Origin of the sequence: Micromonospora sp. NPDC005174 (assembly GCF_040608495.1) — a bacterium.
In the GTDB taxonomy this organism is placed as follows: Bacteria; Actinomycetota; Actinomycetes; order Mycobacteriales; family Micromonosporaceae; genus Micromonospora.
Genome location: NZ_JBEXIJ010000005.1, coordinates 253,494 through 275,520 on the forward strand (window position 1 = coordinate 253,494; position 22,027 = coordinate 275,520).

Below are 22,027 nucleotides of genomic sequence, written 5' to 3' on the forward strand. Positions count from 1 at the left end.
GAGGAGGCGCCATGAACACCAAGCCAGCAGAGTGGGACATCGGCATCATCGGAGGCGGGCCCGCCGGGTCGACGGCCGCCGCCTACCTGGCCAAGGCGGGGCTGTCCGTCGTGGTCTTCGAGAGCGCGCACTTCCCCCGCGAACACGTGGGTGAGTCGTTGGTACCGGCGACCACGCCGGTGCTGTTGGAGACCGGGGCGATGGCCGCCGTCGAGGCAGCCGGCTTCCCCCGCAAGTTCGGCGCGGCGTGGACGTCGGCCGAGTCGCGGCCCGTGAGCCACATGGGCTTCTCCAACCTCACCCACGACTTCCGGCTCGCGGAGGTCATGTTCAACGAGCGGGACCAGGCCGGCGTCGACCGGGATTACACCTTCCACGTCGACCGGGGCAAGTTCGACCAGATCCTGCTGGAGAACGCGGCGAGTCTCGGCGCGGAGGTCCACCACGGCGTACGGGTCAACCGCGTCGACTTCGACGGCGAGCATCCCGTCATCCACACGCGCTCCGACGAGGGGCAGCGCGAGGTGTCGGTGCGGATGGTGGTCGACGCCAGCGGCCGGAGCACCACCCTGGGCAGCCAGCTCAAGGTGAAGGTGGCCGACTCGGTCTTCAACCAGTACGCGATCCACACCTGGTTCGACGGCTTCGACCGGCAGGCGTTGTCGGCGGAGCAGTCGAAGTCCGACTTCATCTTCATCCACTTCCTGCCGCTGACCGACACCTGGGTCTGGCAGATCCCCATCACCGAGACGATCACGTCGATCGGCGTCGTCACCCAGAAGAGCCGGTTCGCCGAGGCGGCCCGGGAGGATCTCGAGGCGTTCTTCTGGGAGTGCGTGGGCAGCCGGCCCGAGCTGGAGGCGGCCCTGCGCAGCTCGGAGCAGGTGCGGCCGTTCAAGGCCGAGGGCGACTACAGCTACGCGATGAAGCAGATCTGCGGGGACAACTTCGTCATGATCGGCGACGCCGCCCGCTTCGTCGATCCCATCTTCTCCACCGGTGTCAGCATCGCCCTCAACAGCGCCCGGTTGGCCTGCAACGACATCATCGCGGCGGCCGAGGCGGGCGACTTCAAGCGCGAGCGGTTCGCCACCTACGAGATGCTGCTGCGGCGCGGTGTACGCAACTGGTACGAGTTCATCTCGGTCTACTACCGGCTCAACATCTTGTTCACCGCGTTCGTCCAGGACCCGCGGTATCGACTCGACGTGCTGAAGATGTTGCAGGGCAACATGTACGACGAGGCCGAGCCCAAGGCGCTCGTCGAGATGCGGAACACCATCCGGGCCGTCGAGCAGGACCCCGAACATCTCTGGCATCCGTATCTCGGTGAGCTGTCGGCTCCGACGGCGGCTCCCATCTTCTGATTCACAAGGGGGGCCGTGCGGCCCCGGTAGGGGGACATCAGTGAGCGTGGGCAGCAGTGTGTTCAGTGACCTGGCCGTGCACCACGTCGAATTCCACGTGACCGACGCGGTCTGGGCGGCACGCGAGCTTGCCGCACAGTACGGCTTCGCCGTCGTCGGCTCGCGCAGCGTCGAGGACCACGTGTCGGTGGCGCTGCGGCAGGGTTCGACAGTTCTCGTGGTCACCGAAGGGCTCGTCGACGCGCACCCGGCCAGCCTGTACGTGCAACAGCACGGCGACGGCGTCGCCGACCTGGCGATGCGTACCCCGGACGCGAGGGCGGCGTTCGAGGTCGCGGTGTCCCGCGGCGCGCGGGCGGTGGCCGAACCGGCCGTGCGCGAGGGGTTCGTCACCGCCACTGTCGGCGGCTTCGGCGACGTGACGCACACGTTCGTCCAACCACCCGAGGAGTCGGCCGGGCTGGTACTGCCCGGCCTGACTCCCGGTCTTCCGGGCGGTCACCTGCCGGAGTCGGGCCCGACGCCGGGACTGGGCGTGGTCGACCACCTCGCCGTCTGTCTCGAGGCGGGCACCCTCGACCCGACGGTGGACTTCTACCGCACGGTGCTGGATTTCGACGTGACCTTCGAGGAGCACATCCTGGTGGGCAGCCAGGCGATGTTCTCCAAGGTGGTGCAGAGCCCGTCCCGGCTGGTCACGCTCACGCTCATCGAGCCGGACGCCTCGGCGGCCGCCGGCCAGATCGACGACTTCCTCAAGGGGCACGGTGGCCCCGGCGTGCAACACGTGGCGATGTGCTCCACCGACATCGTCTCGGCGATCTCGGCGCTGACCGATCGCGGCGTGGAATTCCTGCGGACGCCGGAGACGTACTACGACCTGCTCGGCCAGCGACTGGATCTCGCCAGGTACGACGTGGACCAGCTGCGGTCCCGCAACATCCTCGTCGACGAGGACCACGACGGGCAGCTGTTCCAGATCTTCGCCAGGTCCACCCATCCGCGCCGGACGTTCTTCTTCGAGGTCATCGAGCGGCTGGGTGCGCGCACCTTCGGCAGCGGAAACATCCGGGCGCTGTACGAGGCGGTCGAGGCGGAGCGGACCAAGACCCACGACGTCCTGTGACCACCATCGCGGATCGGGCAACCGACCTGGCCGCCCTGCTCTGCCTCGACGACGTGGCGGTGGCGGCGCGGCGGGTGCTGGCCGAGCCGGTCTGGGACTACGTGGCCGGGGGCAGCGGCACCGAGTCGACGTTGCGGGACAACCGGGACGCGTTCGACCGCGTGCACCTGGTGCCGCGGGTGCTGGCGGGCACGGACGCCTACGACCTCGGCACGGAGTTGCTGGGCACCCCGATGGGTCTGCCCGTCGGGGTGGCGCCGATGGCCTACCAGCGGCTCCTGCATCCGGACGGCGAGGTGGCGCTCGCCGAGGCGGCCCGGGACGAGGGCGCGGTGTTCGTGGCCAGCATGCTCAGCAGCGAGCCGATCGAGCGGATCGCCGCCACCCAGGCGGCGGTCTGGATGCAGCTCTACTGGTTGCGCGACCGCGGGTTGGTCGCCGACCTGGTGACCCGGGCCGAGGCCGCTGGTTGCCGGGCTCTCATGCTGACTGTCGACGTGCCGCGGATGGGCCGGCGTCTGCGGGACATGCGATCCGGCTTCACGCTGCCCGACGACGTGGTGGCCGCCAATCTGCCGCCGGCCGTCGGCGCGGCCGCGCACTCCGGCGGCGCGCACAGTTCGGCGCTGATGGTGCACACCGGTCTCGCGTTCGACCCGAAGCTGTCCTGGCGGGACCTGGACTGGCTGCGTCGACGGACGCGTCTGCCGATCGTCGTGAAGGGCGTCCTGCATCCGGACGACGCGGTGCGTGCGGCGGACCTGGGAGTCGACGGGGTCGTGGTGTCCAACCACGGTGGCCGTCAGCTCGACGGCGCGGTGCCCAGCATCGCGGCGCTGGAGCCGGTGGTGGCGGCCGTGGCCGACCGGTGTGCGGTCCTGGTGGACAGCGGCGTCCGTAGCGGTGTGGACGTGGCACGGGCGCTGGCCCTCGGCGCATCCGCCGTGCTGGTGGGCCGGCCCGCGCTCTGGGGGCTGGCCGTGGGCGGCCGGGCCGGCGCCCGCCGGGTGCTGTCGTTGCTGCGGACCGAGTTGGAGGATGCGATGGCGATGATGGGCTGCGCCGACCTGCGGGCGCTGGGCCACGGCACCACGGTGGCCGCCAGCGGTTCCGGGTCGACGGTGCGGGGCCGATCGTCCGGTGACACCCTCGCGGGGTGGTCGCCGTGACGGGCGTGTCGGCGACGACCACCGTGGGGGCCCGCGCGCCGATCGCGCTGGCCGACCTGCACGGTTCGCTGGCCGATCCGGTGCTCGACTCGATGACCTTCCTCAACGAGATCGCCGGCCGGTTCCCGGATGCGGTGTCCTTCGCGGCGGGCCGGCCGTACGAGGAGTTCTTCGAGGTCGAGGCGGTGCACCGCTATCTGCGCCGCTACTGCGACCACCTGCGCGCCGAGCACGGAATGAGTGAGCGTCAGGTCAATCGCGTCCTGCTGCAGTACGGGCGGACCAAGGGCATCGTGCACGACCTGGTGGCCACCAACCTGTCGGTCGACGAGGGGATGGACGTCGACCCGGAGGCCGTCGTGGTGACGGTGGGCGCGCAGGAGGGGATGTTCCTCGTCCTGCGGGCGTTGCGCACCGATCCGCGTGACGTGCTGCTGGCGGTCTCGCCCAACTACGTGGGAATTCGGGGGGCCGCGTCGCTCGTCGACATGACCACGTTGCCGGTGCGGGACGGTGCACGGGGCATCGATCTGGCCGACCTCGCCCGGGTGGTGCGCTCCGCCCGGGCGGCGGGGCAGCGCCCTCGCGCGCTGTACCTGGTGCCCGACTTCGCCAATCCGGCCGGGGCGAGCCTGGACACCGACACCCGGGTCGCGGTGCTACGCGCGGCCGCCGAACACGACCTGCTGATCATCGAGGACAACCCGTACGGGCTGTTCCACGCGGGCGGCGAGCGCCCGGCCACGCTCAAGGCCATGGACGACGAGCGTCGTGTCGTCTATCTCGGCTCGTTCGCCAAGACCGGCATGCCCGGCGCCCGGGTGGGTTACGTGGTCGCCGACCAGCCGGTGGCCGGACCCACGGGAACGGGCCTGCTGGCGGACGAGCTATCCAAGATCAAGAGCATGGTGACCGTCAACACCTCACCGCTGGCGCAGGCGGTCATCGCCGGCAAGTTGCTGGAGCACGACTGCAGTCTCGTACGCGCCAACGAGCGCGAGGCCCACGCGTACCGGCGCAATCTGCGGCACGTGCTGGACGGCCTGGCCGCGCGCTTCGGGCAGGGTGCCGGCGTCTCCTGGAACACCCCCGGTGGCGGCTTCTTCGTCGTCGTGACGGTGCCGCTCGTGGTGGACGACGCGCTCCTGGAGCGCTCCGCCCGCGACTTCGGTGTGTTGTGGACGCCGATGCACCACTTCTATGCCGACGGGGGCGGACGTCATCAACTCCGCCTGTCGGTCAGCCTTCTGCAGCCACCGCAGATCGAGCAGGGGCTCGACCGATTGGCGGCCCTGATCACGGAGGTGCGGCCGGTATGAACTCACCCATCATGCCGCTGGCTGGCGGACAGGTCGTGATCCTGCTCGTCCAGATCGCGTCTCTGCTCCTGCTCGGCCTCGGCCTGGGCCGGTTGGTGGCGCGGTTCGGCCTGCCGCCGATCGTCGGCGAGCTGATGGCCGGCGTGGTGCTCGGGCCGTCGCTGCTGGGCCACGCGGCACCGGCGGTGCACGACTGGCTGTTCCCCGCCGACCCGGCGCAGATGCACCTGCTGGACGCGGTCGCCCAGGTCGGCGTGCTGCTGCTGGTGGGGGTGGCCGGCATCGAGCTGGACACCCGGATCATCCGCCGTCGCGGTACGACGGCCCTCCGGGTCAGCCTCGGCGGCCTGCTCATACCGATCGGCTTCGGCATCCTCATCGGCTACCTGGCTCCGGCCGTCCTGGTGCCGGACACCACCGAACGCCCGGTGTTCGCGTTGTTCCTCGCCGTCGCCATGTGCGTGACGGCGATCCCCGTGATCGCCAAGACGCTGTCGGACATGAAGCTGATCCACCGCGACGTCGGGCAGCTGATCATGACGTCTGGCATGGTCGACGACGCGGTGGGCTGGTTCCTGCTGTCGGTCGTGTCGGCCATGGCGACCGTCGGCGTACGCGCCGGCCAGGTCGCGTTGTCGCTGCTGCTGCTGGTCGCCTTCGTGGTCGCCGCGATCGTCGTCGGCCGGCCACTGGTACGCGGCGCGCTACGGATGGCCGGCCGCTCCGCGGAGACCGGGCCGACCATCGTCACCGCCGTGGTGATCGTCCTGGCCGGCGCGGCGATCACCCAGTCCCTGCACATGGAGGCGGTGTTCGGCGCGTTCGTCGCCGGCATTCTCATCGGGCAGGCGGTCCGGGAGCGGCGGGCGGTGCTGGCACCCCTGCGGACCATCGTGCTCACCGTGCTGGCGCCGATCTTCCTGGCCTCCGCCGGTCTGCGGATGGACCTCGGCGTGCTGCTCGACCGGGACGTCGCGCTGGCCGCGTTCGTGGTGCTGGCGGCGGCGATCCTCGGCAAGTTCACGGGCGCCTACCTCGGTGCGCGGTCCAGTCGGCTCGGCCACTGGGAGTCTCTGGCCGTCGGCGCGGGCATGAACGCGCGGGGCGTGGTCGAGATCGTCGTCGCGATGGTGGGGCTGCGGCTCGGTGTCCTGGACATCGCGACCTTCACCATCATCGCGCTCGTCGCGATCGTCACGTCGATGATGGCGCCCCCACTGCTGCGCCTGGCGATGTCCCGGGTGGCGCACAGCGCCGACGAACTCCTTCGCAAGGCCGACCACGAGGAGCAGTGGTCGACCGGCCCGGTCGTACGGCCGGCGGGGACGGGCGCTCCACCGGCCGCGTAGCGGGTCGACCCAGCGGGATCAACCCAGGACGCCGGCGGGGCCGATCGTGTCGGCCTCGTCGGCGTCGTGCAGTGCCAGGATGGCGTCGGCCGCGTTCGCCGGCCCGTCGGTGGCCTCGTACCAGCGCTGGACCTGCTGAGCCGCCTCGCGGTAGGACCGGTCGGCCAGCATCTCCGCGACGAGCGGGGCCAGCCTCGCGCCGACGTGCCTCGGGGCCAGCAGCCGCGCCGCGCCGATCCGTTCCAGCAGCGCGAGGTTCAGGTCCTGCTCGGGTTGGAGCGGGAATCCGAGTACCGGTGTGCCACCGGCCATCGCTGTCTGCACGCTGCCCTGACCGCCGGCGGTGACCGCCAGGTCCACCTCCGGCATGATCAGGTGGCTCGGCAGCACGCCGCCGACCATGACCCGGTCGCCGGCCATGTCGTGCAGGTCGTGGTGGGTGCCCGCGACCAGCACGCGCACCGGCAGCGCGGCGATGGTCGTCACCACGCGCCGCACGAAGCCGACCTCGGCCGAGTTGACCGCCACGTAGACGACCGGGCCGGGCTCGGCGAGGAAACGGGCGACCCGCTCCGGCAGCGGCAGGTCCAGTCGAGCGTAGAGCGGCCCGACGCAGCGCAGCCGCGTGCTGGCGCGGTAACCGGAACGGCCGTTCGGCCGCCAGTCGGCCACGTCCGTCGCGGACACGCCCAGCACCTCCGGCACCTCCGGTATGAGCGCCAGGTCGCCGAGGACGAGCGCGGCGAGGCTGGGCACGCGCGGAACGCCCAGGTCGGCGGCCAGCCGGTTGAACCCGCCGCAGTAGAAACCGACCCGGGGTGGCAGCGAGTTCGACAACCACCGCAGCGCCGACGCCGGCAGCAGGCCGAAGTGAGCCTGGCTGGGGGCCGGCAGCATCCCGCGCTCGAACAGCGGCGGCACCCAACTGCCGGCGTGCTCGGTGACCAGCGACGCGCCGGCCAGCCGGGTGGACAGCAGGGTGGTCAGGGTGAAGCCGGTGACCACGGTCCGGATGTCGTGTCGACGGAAGTACTCGGTCTCCGCGGTGACGTAGTCGCGCATCTCCCGGTCGGTGTACATGCTCTGACCGACGTACCCCATGCCGATCTCGTCGCGGATGAACCGCTCGCACCGCTGTGGCGTCATGCGCTCACCGACGATGTCGTACGGGACGCCGACGTCGCGGAGCACGTGCTCGTAGGTGCCGCCGTGCGTCGCGATGCGGGCGGTCACCCCGCGCTGGCGGAGCGCCCGGTAGATCTCCAGCATGCGGGAGGTGGCGGACAGGAAGCCGCAGTGCGGCATGAGGCAGATCATGCGGTCGTCGATTCCGGGAGCGCACCGGCCTCCGAAGACGGGCCGGCGGTGCGGGCCACCGCGCGTACCTCGTCCAGCACCCGGGCGACCGGTACGTCCGCCCGCTGCGCGACCGCCAGGGCGTCGTCGTACTCCGGCTGGACACTGACCAGGTGGTCACCGAGGTAACCGCGTTTGACCCGTACGGCCGTGTCGCCGTACGGCAGGGCGATCTGGTCGCGGCGCAGCCGGCGACGCTGCACGGTGGACACCCGCACGCCGAGTGTGCCCGTGCGGGTGAACACCAGCCGGCAGACCAGGTCGAGCTGCGCCGGTGCGACCAGGACGCTGAGCAGTTGCCCCGGCCGCCCCTTGCGCATCAGCACCGGAGTGCACCAGGCGTCCGCCGCGCCCACGGCCCGCAACTGCTCCAGCAGGTCCGGCCAGACCCGCGGGTCCACGTCGTCGATTGTCGTGTCGATCCGGTGCAGCGGCTCGCCCTGCCAGGGCGTGCCGTCGGAATCCCGACTGGCGGACGTGCCCACCAGCACGCGCAGGATGTTCGGGTGGCCGGCGGGGTCCCTGGTGCCGGCGCCGACGCCGACCGCGTGGGGCACCAGCGCCGGCGGCGGCCCCCAACCGGTGGCGAGGGTGGCGAGCAGGGCGGCGCCCGACGGCGTGCACAGCTCCATCGTGGCCGGGTGGGCGGCGATGGGGGCGCCCGCCGCGGTGAGGATCTCCAGGACGGCCGGCACGGGCACCGGCATCGGGCCGTGGTCGGTGCGGACCACGCCGGAGCCCACGGCGACCGGACCGACGACCCGGGTTGGCGCGTCGAGCAGCCCCAGGTCGGCGAGCGCGAGGGCGCAACCGACCAGGTCGACCACCGCGTCGAGGGCGCCGACCTCGTGGAAGTGGATGTCCGCCAGGGGTACGCCGTGCACCCGCGCCTCGGCTCGGGCCAACGTGGTGAAGGCGGCGACGGCGAACGCGTGCACCGCAGGCGGGAGTGCGGCGCGGGTGATGATGGCGGTCACCGCGGCCAGGTCGCGGTGGGTGCCGCTGTCCGGCGCGGTGACGATCAGGTGGGCGGCGCGCAGGCCGTGCCGGCGTACGCTCTCCAGCTTCAGTGCCACCGGCTCGACCGCGAGTCGCGCCACGCCCTGCTCCACGACGGACAGGCTCGCGCCCGCGTCCAGCAGCGCCGCGAGCAGCATGTCGCCGGCCGCGCCGTTGCTGGGGTCGACCCACAGGGCGGTCGCCGGTGCGGTCGTCGTGCTCTCCTCGGCCATCGTCCGCGGCTCAGCCATTCGTGTCTGCGCAGCTCGGCGTGCGGCGGGCGATCCTGGCGGCGGCGACGCCAGCGCCGAAGCCGTTGTCCACGTTGACGGTCAGCACGCCCGGCGCGCACGAGTTCAGCATGGCGAGCCACGCCGTGAGGCCGTCGAGGTGCCAGCCGTAACCGACGCTGGTGGGCACCGCGATGAGCGGACTGCCGACGAGTCCACCCAGGACCGACGGCAGCGCGGCCTCCATCCCGGCGATGGCCACCACCACGTCGGCGCGGGCGATGCGGTCCCGCTCGGCCAGCAGTCGGTGCAGGCCGGCCACACCCACGTCCACCACGAGGTCCGCTCGGGCGCCGAAGACGGCGACGGTGGCCGCGCACTCGCGGGCGACCGGCAGGTCGCTCGTGCCGCCGCAGGCGATGGCGACCGTTCCCACGGCTGTCCGGGCCGGGCCCACGACCGCGGTACGGCTCACCGGGTCCACCGCGTCGGCGCCGAACTCGTCGACACACCGGGCCATCGCGGCGTCGGCGAGCCGGGTGGCGAGGATCGGCGTGTCCGGGTGGGCGAGGCGTAACGCGTGCATCGCTCCGGTCACCTGTTCAGGGGTTTTGCCCGCGCCGTACACCACCTCGGGGTCGCCGGTGCGCGACAGACGGTCCACGTCCATCCGTGCGAATCCTAGGTCGATGAATTCCGGTGCGGACACCTCACGCTCCTTCCAGTACTGTCGAGCTGTGAGACCTGATGATTGGGCCTGGGGGGCCGCGGATCAGCTCGTCGCGGAATTCACACGATACGGCAAGACGCTCGTCGCTTTCTCCGGTGGCGTGGACTCGAGCGTCGCCCTGGCGGCGGCGGTGCGGGCCCTGGCGCCGGCCGATGTCGCTGCGGTGACGGCGGTTTCGGCCGCGGTGCCCGCCGCGGAGGTGACCGCCGCCCGCGACTTCTGCGCCCGGCTCGGCGTGGCGCACCACGTGCTCGGCACGCGCGAGTTGGAGGTCGAGGGTTACCGCGAGAACGGCCCCCGCCGCTGCTACTTCTGCAAGAGCACACTCGTCGACACGGTGCGCGAGCTGGCCGACCGGCTCGGCTTCGCGACCGTGGTGACCGGCACCAACGCCTCGGACGTGGCGGCCGGCTTCCGCCCCGGGATCGCCGCGGCCGCCGAGCGTGCGGCCCGCACGCCGCTGGCGGACCTCGGGTTGGACAAACCGGCGGTACGCGCGATAGCCGGGCTCTGGGAGCTCGACACGGCCGCCAAGCCGGCAGCCGCCTGCCTGGCCAGCCGCATCGCGTACGGCGTGCCCATCTCGCCGGCCCGACTGGCCCGGGTGGAGCTGGCCGAGCTGGCCGCGCACCGCGTGCTGGACCCGCACGGGGTGGTCGACCTGCGGGTCCGTGACCTGGGCGACGGCGTCCGTCTGGAGGTCGACGCGCCCGTCGTGGAGCGGGCCCGCTCCGACCAGCGGCTCGCGGCGGCGATCCGCGCGGCCGGGTTTCCCGACGTGCCGCTCACCGTGGAGGCGTTCCGCTCCGGATCGATGAACGAGCTGCTCGCCGACCCGGATCGTTGGCGCTGACGGAGGGCGCGGTTTTTCCCCGAATCGGTGGGCTGACGCGCGGCCCGAATGACGCTATCCTCATCTGGTGAATTACAACCCGGGTGACCGACCCGCCACGCCGAACTGGTCTCTCGACGGTGCTCACGTCCTGCTCACCGGTGTCACCGGGTTCCTGGGGCAGGCATCGCTGGAGCGGCTGCTCGCCGACCATCCCAACACCCGGGTGACGGTCCTGGTGCGCGGGCGCGGCGCGACGTCGGGCGCCGACCGCGTCGCCGGGTTGGCGCGCAAGCCGGTGTTCCGCACGCTGCGTCGCCGGATCGGCGGACCGGCGCTCGCGCAGTTGCTGGCCGAGCGGGTCAGCGTTCTCGAGGGTGACCTCACCGACTCGGTTCCGGCGCTGCCCGACGACCTGACCGCCGTCCTGCACTGTGCGTCCACCGTGTCCTTCGACCCGCCGATCGACGACGCGTTCCAGGTCAACGTCGGCGGCCTGGTCAACCTCTACGACGCGGTGGTCGCGCTGCCGCGACGTCCGCACGTGGTCCACGTCTCCACGGCGTACGTGGCCGGCGCCCGCAAGGGCGTGGTGCCCGAGGCTCCGCTGGACCACGACGTCGACTGGCAGGCCGAGCTGACCGCCGCGCTGGCCGCCCGCGCCGAGGTGGAGCGCGCTTCCCGCCGCCCCGAGGCGCTGCGCGCGCTGTTGGCCGAGGCCCGCGCCGAGCACGGCAAGGCGGGCCCGCAGGCGACGGCGCGGGCCGCCGAGGAGGCGCGGCGTCGCAAGGTGACCGAGCGGCTGGTCGACTACGGCCGACTGCGGGCGCACAGCGTCGGCTGGCCGGACGTCTACACGTTCACCAAGGCCCTGGGGGAGCGGGTCGCCGAGCAGTACGCCCGCGACGAGGGATTGCGCCTCTCCGTGGTGCGCCCGGCGATCGTGCAGAGCGCTCTGCGTCATCCGTTCCCCGGGTGGTTCGACTCCTTCAAGATGGTGGATCCGATCATCCTGTCGTACGGGCGCGGCACACTTCCGGACTTCCCGGGCCTGCCCGACGCGGTGGTGGACATCGTCCCCATCGACCTCGTCACCAACGCCCTGCTGGCGGTCGCGGCCGTCGAGCCGGAACCCGCCGCGCCGGTCTACTACCACGTCGGCACCGGCGCACGGAACCCGCTCACCCAGCGCCAGCTCGACGAGAACATCCGCAACTACTTCCGTCGTCACCCGCTACCCGAGGCCGGTCGCGGCCACATCGCCGTGCCGACGTGGCGCTTTCCCGGCGCGAGCCAGATCGAGCGCAAATTGCGTGCCGGCGAGCGCGCCGTCTCGTTCGCCGAACGGGCGTTGCTGCGGCTTCCGGCGTCACCGCGCACCCGTGACTGGATGACGAAGGTGCACAAGGAGACCAAGCGGATCGAGTCGCTGCGCCGGCTGTCCGACCTGTACGGCGTCTACACCGAGGTCGAGGCCATCTACACCGATGGCAACGTGCTGGCGCTGCACCGCCAGTTGCCCGACGAGGTGGTCAGCCGGGGCAGCTTCGACGTCGCCGAGGTGGACTGGCCGCACTACCTCCAGGAGGTGCACTGCCCGGCCATCACCGCCCTGCTGCGGCAGTCGGTGACGCGGCGTTCCCGCTCCACCCGGCGCGGGCCGCTGCCCGAGGGCCGCGACACCGTGGCGGTCTTCGACCTGGAGGGCACGGTGGTGGCGTCCAACCTCATCGAGACCTTCCTGTGGGCCCGCCTGTCCGACCGGCCGAAGGGCGGCTGGGCCCGGGAGTTCGCCGCGCTCGCCGGCGCCGCGCCGCGCTACCTGCGCGCCGAGCAGCGCAGTCGCGGCGAGTTCATCCGGACCTTCATGCGGCGGTACGCCGGTGCCTCCGAGGAGGCCCTGCGCGACCTGATCCAGGAGCGGATGGGTGACGCGTTGCTGCGCCGGGCGTTGCCGGAGGCGATCCGACAGATCCGCGCGCACCGGGCGGCCGGTCACCGCACCATCCTGATCACCGGTACCGCGGACATCCTCATCGAATCGCTGCGGCCGCTCTTCGACGACGTGGTCGCGAGCCGCCTGCACGTACGCGACGGCGTGCTGACCGGCTTCCTGGCCTCGCCGCCCCTGGTGGGCGAGGCCCGGCTGGCCTGGCTCCGCCACCACGCCGACGACATCGGCGCGGACCTGAGCAGCTCCTACGCGTACGGCGACAGCTTCTCCGACCGATCACTTCTTGAGGGGGTGGGCAACCCGGTGGCAGTCAACCCCGATCCCAAGCTGTACCGCCATGCCAAGCGCCAGAACTGGCGCATCGAGGAGTGGGGCGGTCACACGGTGGGGGCCGTCGAGACCATGGTCGAGCTGACCACCTCGGCTGCCGGCCCCGGCGCGCGGGGAGCGGCCCGATGATGCCGGCCCTGGAGTACCGCCAGTCGACTCCTCGCTTCCTCGCCGCCCGTGGCGCCAGCTCGACCAAGCTCGGCGGTCGGATGTCCGGCGTGCTGGCCAGCAACGTGGCGCCGCTTCGCCTGGTGCACCGGGCCGAGCCCAGCCTGCCCTCCGGTGGTGATTGGGTCCGCCTGCGACCGCTGCTGTCGGGCATCTGCGGCTCGGACGTCAGCCTGCTGACGGGCCGCTCCTCGCCGTACTTCGGCGCGGTCGTGTCGATGCCGTTCGTGCCCGGGCACGAGGTGGTCGCGGAGACCCTGGACGACCTGCCCGGCCTGCCCAAGGGCAGTCGCGTGGTGGTCGACCCGGTGCTGTCCTGCGCGGTGCGCGGAGGGGAGCCCTGTCGCTGGTGCGTCGCCGGGCAGCACAGCCGGTGCGACCGGGTCACCGCCGGCCGCGTCTCCGCCGGCCTGCAGACCGGCTACTGCACCGACACCGGCGGTGGCTGGGGTCGGCAGATGGTCGCCCACGCCGCCCAGCTGCACGCCGTACCGGACACGTTGGACGACCGCCGTGCGGTGCTCGTCGAGCCGTTGTCCTGCGCGGTGCACTCGGTGCGCCGGGCGCAGGTGCCGGAGGGGGCGGCGGTGCTGATCGTCGGCGCCGGCACGGTCGGCCTACTGACCCTGCTGGCGCTGCGCGCCCTGACCAAGGCGGGCCCGATCTACGTGGTCGCCAAGCACGCGCACCAGCACGCTCGGGCGCGCGAGCTCGGTGCCACCGAGGTGTTCCAGCCGTCGCGCGCGGCTCGTGCGGTGCGCCGCGCCTGTGGCGGCACGCTGGAGCAGCCGATGATCGGCGGTGACTTCCTCCTCGGCGGGGCGGATGTCGCGTTCGAGTGCACCGGTGCCGGGGCCGGTCTGGACATGGCGCTGCGGCTGGTCCGGGCGGGTGGCACGGTGCTGCTCTCCGGGATGCCCTCCGGCGGCGTGGACCTGACGCCCGTGTGGTTCCGGGAGCTGAACCTCGTGGGGTCGTACGCCTCCAGCGGTCGCCCGGCCACCGAGACCACCACCGCCGAGGCCGCGGCCGACGAGCAGGGGGCCGGCGAGCCCGCAGGCGGCACGTTCGCCGAGGCGATGGCGTTGGCCGCCGAGGCGCCCCTGGACGGCTACGTCGACGCGGTCTACCCCCTGTCGCGCTGGCGGGAGGCGCTCGGTCATGCCGCCAAGGCTGGGCAGTTGGGCGCCGTCAAGGTCGCCTTCGACCCCAGCCGCAACTGATCCACCAGCCGGACACACACGCACGAGCCGGAACGACGAGAGGACAATTCATGAGCAGACCTGGCTTCGTGCTCGAGGTCGACGAGCGTACGCCGCCGCTGCTCGTACACCAGGGGGAGGGCTTCCTCCTCGAGCGGTTCCCGCTCGGCACGCGGGTGGTGTACCCGCCGGACTCGCTTCCGCCCATCGCCAACGTCGACGCCGCCATCCAGCGTGCGCTGCTGCATCCGGTGGATTCCCCGCCGCTGCCCGACCTGCTCCGCCCCGGGATGCGACTGACGATCGTCTTCGACGACCTGTCGCTCCCGTTGCCGCAGATGCGCCCGCCGGACATCCGGCAGCGGGTGATCGAGAACGTGCTGGAACTCGCCGCCGAGGCGGGCGTGGACGACGTCGAGCTGATCGCCGCGAACTCGCTGCACCGGCGGATGACGCCGGCCGAGCTGAAGCGGATCGTCGGTGAGCGGGTCTTCCGGGCGTTCTTCCCCAAGCACCTGCGCAACCATGACGCCGAGGACCCGGACGGTCTGGTCCACCTCGGCACCACCCCGCACGGCGAGGACGTGGAGATCAATCGGCGGGCGGCCGAGAGCGATCTCATCGTGTACGCCAACATCAACCTCACGGCGATGAGCGGTGGCAGCAAGTCGGTCACCGTGGGGCTCGGCTCCTACAAGAGTCTGCGCCACCACCACAACGTCCACACGCTGCGCCACTCGCGGTCCTTCAACGACCCGCCGAACTCGGCCATGCACCACTCGTACGACCGGATGGCCGAGGTGCTGGGCGAGGCGGTCAAGGTCTTCACGGTCGAGACCACGCTCAACCTCGACTCGTTCCCCAACCACGTCGGCTTCCTCAACCGCCGGGAGTGGGAGTGGGGGATCGGTGACCAGCTCTCCTACCTGGCCGCCAAGCGGGCCAACGACCTGACGCCGCCCAAGCTGCGCCGGCGCGTCTGGCAGAACAACGACGCGCCGTACGGGGTGACCGGGGTCAACGCGGGCCGTCCGGACTCGGTCCACCCGCTCACCCTCGCCAACGTGCACCGTCAGCAGCTCACCGAGGTGCAGGGTCAGAGTGACATCGGTGTCTGGGGCCTGCCCTTCATCTGCCCGTACAACGTCAACTCGATCATGAATCCGATCCTGGTGATGTCGCTGGGCCTGGGCTACTTCTTCAACCTCTACCGCAACCAGCCCATCGTGCGGCGCGGTGGAGTCGGCATCTTCTACCACCCGATGCCGAAGGAGTTCCACCCGGTGCACCACCCCAGCTACATCGACTTCTTCGAGGAGGTCCTGCCGCAGACCACCGACCCGGCGGCGATCGAGGCGAAGTACGAGCAGCAGTACGCGCAGGACCCCTGGTACCGGCACCTGTACCGGACCAGCTACGCGTACCACGGCGTGCACCCGTTCTACATGTGGTACTGGGGAGCGCACGCGATGGAGCACCTGGGCGACGTGATCTTCGTAGGCGCCGACCGGAAGACGGCGGCGGTGATGGGCTTCCGGGCGGCCTCCTCGCTCGCCGACGCGCTGGAGATGGCACGCGACACCGTCGGGTCGAGCCCGAGCATCACCTACCTGCACGCCCCGCCGGTGACGTTGGCGGACGTCCGATGACCCGGGAGGCGATGTGCGCCTGATCGACGAGGTGAGGCTGCTGCGCGGGCGTCGCGACTGGCGTGGCCGGGCCACCACCCCGCGCTCCGCCGAGCCGTACGAGGTTCGCCGCGAGCGTGCCGAGTTCCCCACCGCCTGGGCCCGCACCCGGGCGGCCGGGGCGGTCCGCTTCGGCCTGCAGCGGGGCGTGCTCAAGTCGATTGCCTGGACCCAGACCCACCCGGTCGTCCGCGGCACGGAATACCTGGACGGGTTGCAGGGCCCCGCCGTCTTCGTCTCCAACCACGCGAGTCACCTGGACACGCCGCTGATCCTCGGCTCGGTGCCGCGCCGGTTCGCGCGGCGGCTGGCCGTCGGCGCGGCGGCCGACTACTTCTTCGACGCGCGCTGGCGCGCCGTCGTGACGTCGCTGGTCTTCAACGCGTTCCCGATCGAGCGTCAGGGCGATCGTCGGCTGCGCAGTCTCGCCACCAAGCTGCTCGGCGACGGCTGGAGCCTGCTGCTCTTCCCGGAGAGCAGTCGGTCCACCGACGGTTGGATGAGCGGGATGCGGCTGGGCGCCGCGCACCTGTGCTGCACGCACAACGTGCCGGCGGTGCCGGTCGCGCTGCGGGGGACGTTCGGTGCCATGCCGCGGGGCCGGAACTGGCCGGTGCCCGGCCGGCGCACGGTGGTGGTGCGCTACGGCCGGCCGCTGTGGCCCCGCGAGGGCGAGGGGGCGCGGGCTTTCCACGAGCGCATGTCCGCCGCCATCGGTCGTCTGTGGGTGGAGGAGGAGGTCGGCTGGTACCAGTCGCTGCGTACCCCGCCAGCCGCCGCGGTCGCCTCCACCACCGGGCCGCAGGCCGCCGAGTGGCGGCGGTTGTGGGAGTCGACCCGCCCGCTGCCCGCGGCCGACGGCCGGCCCGCCCGCCGGATCTGGCCGGCCAGCCGGTCCTGACCGTCAGGCGCAGCGGGCGGCCGGCGGTGACCCTTCGGTCACCTGGCTGGGGACGGATGCCGTCGTCAGCGGTATACCTCAGAGTCATGAATATGACTCTGAGGTATACCGCTCACCAGCACATCGGCACGGCGCACAGCCACAGCGGATGACCAGCGCCGTTCGGCCGAGCCGGGCTACGGCCGCTCGCGTGGCAGATCGGCGCGTGCCTGACCGGCGGCGGCGTTACCGGCCGGGAGCCGGTAGGCGGCGAAGAAGATCGCCAGTCCCACCACGACGGTGACTGCCAGCAGAGCGTTCTCCGCGACGCTGTCCACGATCGGCAACGCCTCCGCGTGGGCCACGTGGTACAGCAGGTGTGGCGTGTTCGCGACGACCGAAGCGGCCGCTGCGGCGAGGCACAACTCCCGCACCGGCCGCGCGGCAGCCCACCCGAGGACCACCGCCAACGCCAGGTACGCGTAGCCCAGATCGGACAGCAGGTGCCCGTTGTACGGGCCACCGGCGGCCACCCACCCCGCGCCGAACGGGAACCAGTCGAAGAACCACCGTGGCGCCACGGCCGCCGGCACGCCGAGGGCGAGCATCTGCGCCGCCAGTACAGATGAGCCGATCCGAATCCACCGCATGGGGCTCTTCCTCTGCGCTTCTGCCTCGTCTGTCGGCATCTTGCCTCTGCTCAAAGGTTCGTTGACACCCTTCAACGTGGGCATCTATGGTTCGACCGTTCCTCGGCCAATGAATTAGTAGCACAGACTCGCTCACGGGAGGGGGCTGAGACGTTGCGATCGTACGGGTCCTTCATCGCAGGTCAGGACGTTGCAGCGGACAAGTGGGTACATTGCCTGCGCGCCTCGGCGGTGCTCGACGACATGCTGCCCCAGCTTTCTCTCAAGCGTGACCTGGACCGCGGCCGGCGCCACGACGGCGACGACCACCCGAGCGTCCTGGCCCGCTGTGCGGTGGCCGACGACGCCGTGGTCGAGCGGGCCATCCAGGCCGCCGCGGCGGCGGCGCCCGTCTGGGGCGCGATGCCGCTTCAGGTACGGCTCCAGGTGGTGCACCGGCTGCACCAGGAGCTGCGCCGGCGGCACGACGAGGTGGTGGAAGTCCTCGTCCACGAGGGCCACCCCCGCGCGCTCGCCGAGTGGGAGCTGGCCGGCTGCCTGCACGGCACCAGCCCCGAGACGATCGGGCTGTGCGCCGAGCAGATGCACCGGGAGTACGAGGACGCGAACCGGCGCCTGCTGGTGGTCCGCAAGCCGGACGGCGTCGTCGCGCTGAGCCCACCGCAGAACGCGGCGGCGGTCAACTCGCTGCTCGGCGTGCCCGCGCTCGCGGCCGGCAACGCGCTCGTCGTCAAGGCGCCGCGCGGGAGCCCCTACGGCGTGATGTACGTGTTGCGCGAGATCGTGGCGCCGATCCTCGACGAGGTCGGTGCCCCACCCGGCACCCTGAACGTCGTCTGCGGCCCGCCCAAGCGGATCCTCGACCAGTTCCTGGCCAGCCCGCTCGTCGACGACATCTTCTACTTCGGCAGCAGTGAGCTCGGCATCCCGCTCGGTGAGGACGCGGTACGCCGAGGCAAGAAGCCGATTCTGGAGCTGGCCGGCAACGACGGCTGCGTGGTGTGGCACGACGCGGATCTCGACCGTGCCGCCGAGGCGCTCACCGAGAGTTTCTTCGGGTCCGGGCAGATCTGCATGGTGCCCAACTACGTGGTGGCCCACCCGGCCATCGCGGACCGCCTGCTGGCTCGCCTGATCAGCCACGCCCGCAAGATCCGGCCCGGTCACCCCGAGGACCCGGACGTCCTGCTGTCGCCGGTGCTCAAGAGCGACCAGTTCAATCGGTACGTCGAGCAGGCCACCGAGAACGGCGCCGAGGTGCTCGCCGGCGGCAACCGGATGGAGCTGGACGGCTCGATCTCGTCCACCGGGGTGTTCGTCGAGCCGACAGTCCTGCGGGTCAACGGCCTGGCCGAGGCCCGGGCGGTGTGGGCGGTGGCCCGGGAGACCTTCTTCCCGCTGCTGCCGGTGGTGGTGCCCGACCCGGACCACGGCGACGGCCTGCTCGACGATGTCATCGACTTCCTCAACGCCAACGAGTACGCCCTGCGTAACTCCGTCTGGACCGGCGACGACTCCACCATCGAGCAGTTCGTCGCGCGGGTGCACAACGGCGGCCTGCTCAAGATCAATGATTCGCACATCGGCTTCGTCCCGTACCTGTCCACCCACGGCGGCGCCGGCCTGACCGGCGGCCCGCTGGGCGAGAGCAACTATCCGATGCTGCGTACGTCGCACCTACAAGGGATCAGCATCGGCCGCGACGTCCAACCCCGGCGGGCGGCGCTCGCCTCCCCGCTACGTGCCGAGCAGGAGGGTCTGGCCGCATGAGTTTCCTCGATACCGAGCGGGATACCTGCGAGGCGTTGCTTCCAGGCCTGCTCAAGAGGTTGGGCGAGTTTCCGCTGATGGAGCTGGAACGTCGGGGCGGCCCGGGTGTCGCCCTCTTCCGGGAGGCCGGGGGCGCGGGTCTGGTGGTGCCCAAGACGTACCACGGGCTCGGTGCCTCCGCGCTCCAGGCCGTGCGGGTCACCCGCGCCCTGGCCGCCCAGGCGCCGTCACTGGCGGTCGCCACCACGATGCACCAGTTCTCGGTCGCCGGCCTGGTGGCTCTGGCCAGGGCGAACGTGGGATTCGAGTGGATGCTGCTGGAGGCGGTCGCCACCGACCGCCGGCTGGTCGCGTCCGGCTTCGCCGAGGGGCACGCCGGTCGCGGCATCCTGACGCCCACCATGACGGCCCGGCGGGACGGCAAGAACTGGCGGGTCACCGGCGCGAAGCGGCCGTGCAGCCTCTCCGCCTCGATGGACCTGCTGACCGCGAGCGTCGCCGTGCCCACCGAGGACGGCGGTACCCGCCTGGGTGTGGCGCTCATCCCGGCGGAGTCGCCGGGCATCACGATCGAGCCGTTCTGGGCGTCGTCGGTGCTCACCGGCGCCGAGTCCGACGCCGTGCTGCTCGACGACGTCGAGGTGCACCCAGACCTGTTCGTCTACCCGGAGGTCGCGCTCGACGGCCAGCTCGACGACTTGCAGACCGTCGGGTTCGTCTGGTTCCAGCTCCTGGTGACCGCGTGCTACCTGGGAGTGGCGTCGGCGCTGGTGGAGCGCGCGATCACGAGCGGCCGAGGGCCAATCACCGAACGGGCGGACGTCGCGACCGCCGTGCAGGGCGCGGCGATCATGTTGGACGGCGCGGCACGGAGCCTCGACGACGGTGACGGCGGCAACGACGCCCTCGGCCGGGCGCTCGTGGTGCGGTTCGCCGCAGCCAACGCGATCGCCTCCGCCGTACGGGGCGCGGTGGATCTGCTCGGTGGGATGGCGTTCATCTCGTCGCCCGAGGTGGCCTACCTTTCGGCCGCGTCGCACGCGGTCGCCTTCCACCCGCCGTCGCGCGTGAGCGCCGCCGCGGAACTGACGGCCTGGTTCGGCGGCCAGCCGCTCGTGGTGAGCTAGGGGGAGTGGTGACCAGCAGCGTAGAGACCGATCACCAGGTCCGGGACCAGGTCCGGAACAACTACCGACGGTTCCTGTCCCGGGGCCGCGCCAAGCTCGGCGACATGTTCGGCGGACACGTCGAGGTCGGTTCCGAGGGCGCGTGGGTGTACACGTCGGACGGCGACCGTTTCCTCAACGTGGGTGGGTACGGCGTGTTCCTTCACGGCGCCCGGCATCCGGCCGTGGTCGCCGCCGTCATCGCGCAGATCCAGAGCCATCCGATAGCGACCCGGATGATGCTGGAGCCGTCGGTGGCCGACGCCGCGGCGGCGCTCGTCGCGGTGGCGCCTCCCGGCCTCACCCGGGTGCACTTCGCGGGCTCCGGCGCGGAGGCGGTGGAGGCGGCCATCAAGATGGCGCGCGTCCAGGGCCGGCGCAGGCTCGTCTCGACGGTGGGCGGCTACCACGGCAAGACCATGGGCGCCCTGTCCGTCACCGGGCAGGATCTCTACCAGCGACCCTTCCGCCCGCTGTTGCCGGACGTCACCCACGTTCCGTACGGGGACGCCGAGGCGCTGGGCGTCGTGCTGGCCGACGGACCGCCCGCCTGCGTGATCATGGAGCCGGTGCAGGGTGAGGGCGGGGTGGTGATCCCACCGCCCGGCTACCTGCGCGAGGTGTCCCGACTGTGCCGGGAGCACGGCGCGTTCCTGGTGCTCGACGAGATCCTGACCGGCGTCGGCCGTCTCGGTCACTGGTGGGGCGCCCTCCGCGAGGGCGTGACACCGGACGTGCTGCTGGCCGGCAAGAGCCTGTCCGGAGGCATCGTGCCGGTCTCCGCCGTGGTCGCCACTGCCGAGGCTTTCCAGGCCTTCGACAAGGACCCGTTCCTGCACACGTCGACCTTCTCCGGCGCGCCGATCGCGATGGCCGCCACCCGCGCGGCGATCGCGGCCATCACCGAGGAGGGGCTGGTCGACCGCTCGGCGACGCTCGGCGCCGAGTTGTTGGCCCGCCTGCGGGCGGTGACCGCCGGGTACCCGCACCTCGTGCGCGAGGTACGCGGCGTCGGGCTGCTGATCGGCGTGGAGTTCGCCGGTCCGGGGTTGGCGGGCGAGGCGATCCTCGAACTCCTCAACGCCCGGGTGATCGTGAACCACTCGCTGAACGCCAGCGCGGTGCTGCGCCTCACTCCACCCGCGGTGCTCTCCGGCGACGAGGTCGCCCTCCTGGTCGACGCGTTCGACGGCGCGCTGCGCACGCTCGGCCACCGCTATCCGACAGCAGACCGGCTGGGGGTCCACTGACATGCGACGGGTCGAAATTCAGGCGTTCCTACCTGGTGGGGACGGCTCCACGGTGTTCGACCAACTGGTCGACTTCGAACGTTATCCGCAGCTGGTCGACGTGGTCCAGGCCGTGACGGTGCAGACGCCGGCAGGCGAGCGACGGATCGTCAGCTCGTGGGAGGTCCTGTTCCGCAACGGCATCCTCGCCTGGACCGAGGCCGACGAACTGGACCGCGACCGTCTCTCGATCGAGTTCGACCAGATCGACGGTGACTTCGACGAGTTCTCCGGCGCCTGGACGCTGCGCCAGGACCCGGACGGGGTGGCGATGACGTTCGTGGCGAATTTCGACTTCGGCGTGCCCAGCCTCGCCAGCATCATCGACCCGGTCGCCGAGCGGGTGCTCACCGAGACGATCCACCACGTTCTCCGTGGATTGTTCCCGGCGGTCGTCATCCCGGACGGCGTCCTGGCGACCGCGGCGGCGGGCGTCATCGGGAGGGACTGACG

The 22,027-nt window shown here is 71.6% G+C and carries 17 protein-coding genes and 1 pseudogene; 14 read left to right on the plus strand and 4 right to left on the minus strand.

Going from position 1 to position 22,027, the window contains the following annotated elements; all coding sequences use genetic code 11:
• The first annotated feature begins 11 nt into the window (after positions 1–11).
• From ABZU91_RS09080 to ABZU91_RS09100, 5 genes and pseudogenes are all read left to right on the plus strand, one after another.
• A complete protein-coding gene (locus tag ABZU91_RS09080; protein ID WP_355236273.1) occupies positions 12–1,367 on the plus strand; it encodes an NAD(P)/FAD-dependent oxidoreductase in 1,356 nt (451 codons plus the stop codon).
• Between the two features lie 46 nt (positions 1,368–1,413).
• Complete coding sequence (gene hppD / locus ABZU91_RS09085) at positions 1,414–2,493, plus strand: 4-hydroxyphenylpyruvate dioxygenase (RefSeq protein WP_355236276.1); 1,080 nt, start codon at positions 1,414–1,416, stop codon at positions 2,491–2,493.
• A gap of 35 nt (positions 2,494–2,528) precedes the next feature.
• Positions 2,529–3,569, plus strand: a pseudogene (locus ABZU91_RS09090) (alpha-hydroxy acid oxidase); the annotation flags it as partial.
• A 185-nt stretch (positions 3,570–3,754) separates the two neighbouring features.
• Positions 3,755–4,981: a PLP-dependent aminotransferase family protein gene (locus tag ABZU91_RS09095; RefSeq protein WP_355236356.1), complete on the plus strand. Its 1,227-nt coding sequence runs from the start codon at positions 3,755–3,757 to the stop codon at positions 4,979–4,981.
• Positions 4,978–6,330 carry a cation:proton antiporter gene (locus tag ABZU91_RS09100; RefSeq protein WP_355236279.1) on the plus strand — a complete coding sequence of 451 codons (1,353 nt, stop codon included), beginning with the start codon at positions 4,978–4,980 and terminating at the stop codon, positions 6,328–6,330. The genes ABZU91_RS09095 and ABZU91_RS09100 overlap by 4 nt, the downstream gene beginning before the upstream one ends.
• 18 nt (positions 6,331–6,348) lie before the next feature.
• On the opposite strand, the gene ABZU91_RS09105 is transcribed toward ABZU91_RS09100, so the two are convergent.
• The 3 genes from ABZU91_RS09105 to larB are packed head-to-tail and all read right to left on the minus strand — an operon-like array spanning position 6,349 to position 9,624.
• Positions 6,349–7,635, minus strand: coding sequence for a nucleotide disphospho-sugar-binding domain-containing protein (locus ABZU91_RS09105; RefSeq protein WP_355236282.1), 1,287 nt, complete (start codon positions 7,633–7,635; stop codon positions 6,349–6,351).
• A gap of 8 nt (positions 7,636–7,643) precedes the next feature.
• Positions 7,644–8,936, minus strand: a complete 1,293-nt coding sequence (gene larC, locus ABZU91_RS09110) for a nickel pincer cofactor biosynthesis protein LarC (RefSeq protein ID WP_355236285.1) — start codon at positions 8,934–8,936, stop codon at positions 7,644–7,646.
• A complete protein-coding gene (gene larB / locus ABZU91_RS09115; protein WP_355236288.1) occupies positions 8,929–9,624 on the minus strand; it encodes a nickel pincer cofactor biosynthesis protein LarB in 696 nt (231 codons plus the stop codon). The genes larC and larB overlap by 8 nt, the downstream gene beginning before the upstream one ends.
• 28 nt (positions 9,625–9,652) lie before the next feature.
• Between larB and larE the strand changes: the two genes are divergently transcribed.
• The 5 genes from larE (at position 9,653) to ABZU91_RS09140 (ending at position 16,720) form a co-directional block, all read left to right on the plus strand.
• Complete coding sequence (gene larE / locus ABZU91_RS09120; protein ID WP_355236291.1) at positions 9,653–10,498, plus strand: ATP-dependent sacrificial sulfur transferase LarE; 846 nt, start codon at positions 9,653–9,655, stop codon at positions 10,496–10,498.
• Positions 10,499–10,565: 67 nt separating this feature from the next.
• On the plus strand, positions 10,566–12,890 hold the full coding sequence (locus tag ABZU91_RS09125; protein WP_355236294.1) for an HAD-IB family hydrolase: 2,325 nt from the start codon (positions 10,566–10,568) through the stop codon (positions 12,888–12,890).
• Entirely contained in the window at positions 12,887–14,152 is a 1,266-nt protein-coding gene (locus ABZU91_RS09130; protein WP_355236297.1) for a zinc-binding dehydrogenase, read from the plus strand. The genes ABZU91_RS09125 and ABZU91_RS09130 overlap by 4 nt, the downstream gene beginning before the upstream one ends.
• Before the next feature lie 50 nt (positions 14,153–14,202).
• Positions 14,203–15,780, plus strand: a complete 1,578-nt coding sequence (locus ABZU91_RS09135) for a lactate racemase domain-containing protein (RefSeq protein ID WP_355236300.1) — start codon at positions 14,203–14,205, stop codon at positions 15,778–15,780.
• Between the two features lie 13 nt (positions 15,781–15,793).
• Positions 15,794–16,720: a lysophospholipid acyltransferase family protein gene (locus ABZU91_RS09140; protein WP_355236303.1), complete on the plus strand. Its 927-nt coding sequence runs from the start codon at positions 15,794–15,796 to the stop codon at positions 16,718–16,720.
• 176 nt (positions 16,721–16,896) lie between these two features.
• Here ABZU91_RS09140 and ABZU91_RS09145 read toward each other — a convergent pair whose 3' ends face one another.
• On the minus strand, positions 16,897–17,349 hold the full coding sequence (locus ABZU91_RS09145) for a hypothetical protein (protein WP_355236306.1): 453 nt from the start codon (positions 17,347–17,349) through the stop codon (positions 16,897–16,899).
• 231 nt (positions 17,350–17,580) lie between these two features.
• Between ABZU91_RS09145 and ABZU91_RS09150 the strand changes: the two genes are divergently transcribed.
• The 4 genes from ABZU91_RS09150 to ABZU91_RS09165 are packed head-to-tail and all read left to right on the plus strand — an operon-like array spanning position 17,581 to position 22,025.
• Positions 17,581–19,119, plus strand: coding sequence for an aldehyde dehydrogenase family protein (locus ABZU91_RS09150; protein WP_355236309.1), 1,539 nt, complete (start codon positions 17,581–17,583; stop codon positions 19,117–19,119).
• Positions 19,116–20,246: an acyl-CoA dehydrogenase family protein gene (locus ABZU91_RS09155; protein WP_355236312.1), complete on the plus strand. Its 1,131-nt coding sequence runs from the start codon at positions 19,116–19,118 to the stop codon at positions 20,244–20,246. Before ABZU91_RS09150 ends, ABZU91_RS09155 begins: the two co-directional genes overlap by 4 nt.
• Positions 20,247–20,254: 8 nt before the next feature.
• A complete protein-coding gene (locus tag ABZU91_RS09160; protein WP_355236314.1) occupies positions 20,255–21,535 on the plus strand; it encodes an aminotransferase class III-fold pyridoxal phosphate-dependent enzyme in 1,281 nt (426 codons plus the stop codon).
• 1 nt (position 21,536) lies between these two features.
• Positions 21,537–22,025: an SRPBCC family protein gene (locus ABZU91_RS09165; protein ID WP_355236317.1), complete on the plus strand. Its 489-nt coding sequence runs from the start codon at positions 21,537–21,539 to the stop codon at positions 22,023–22,025.
• Positions 22,026–22,027: the final 2 nt, after the last annotated feature.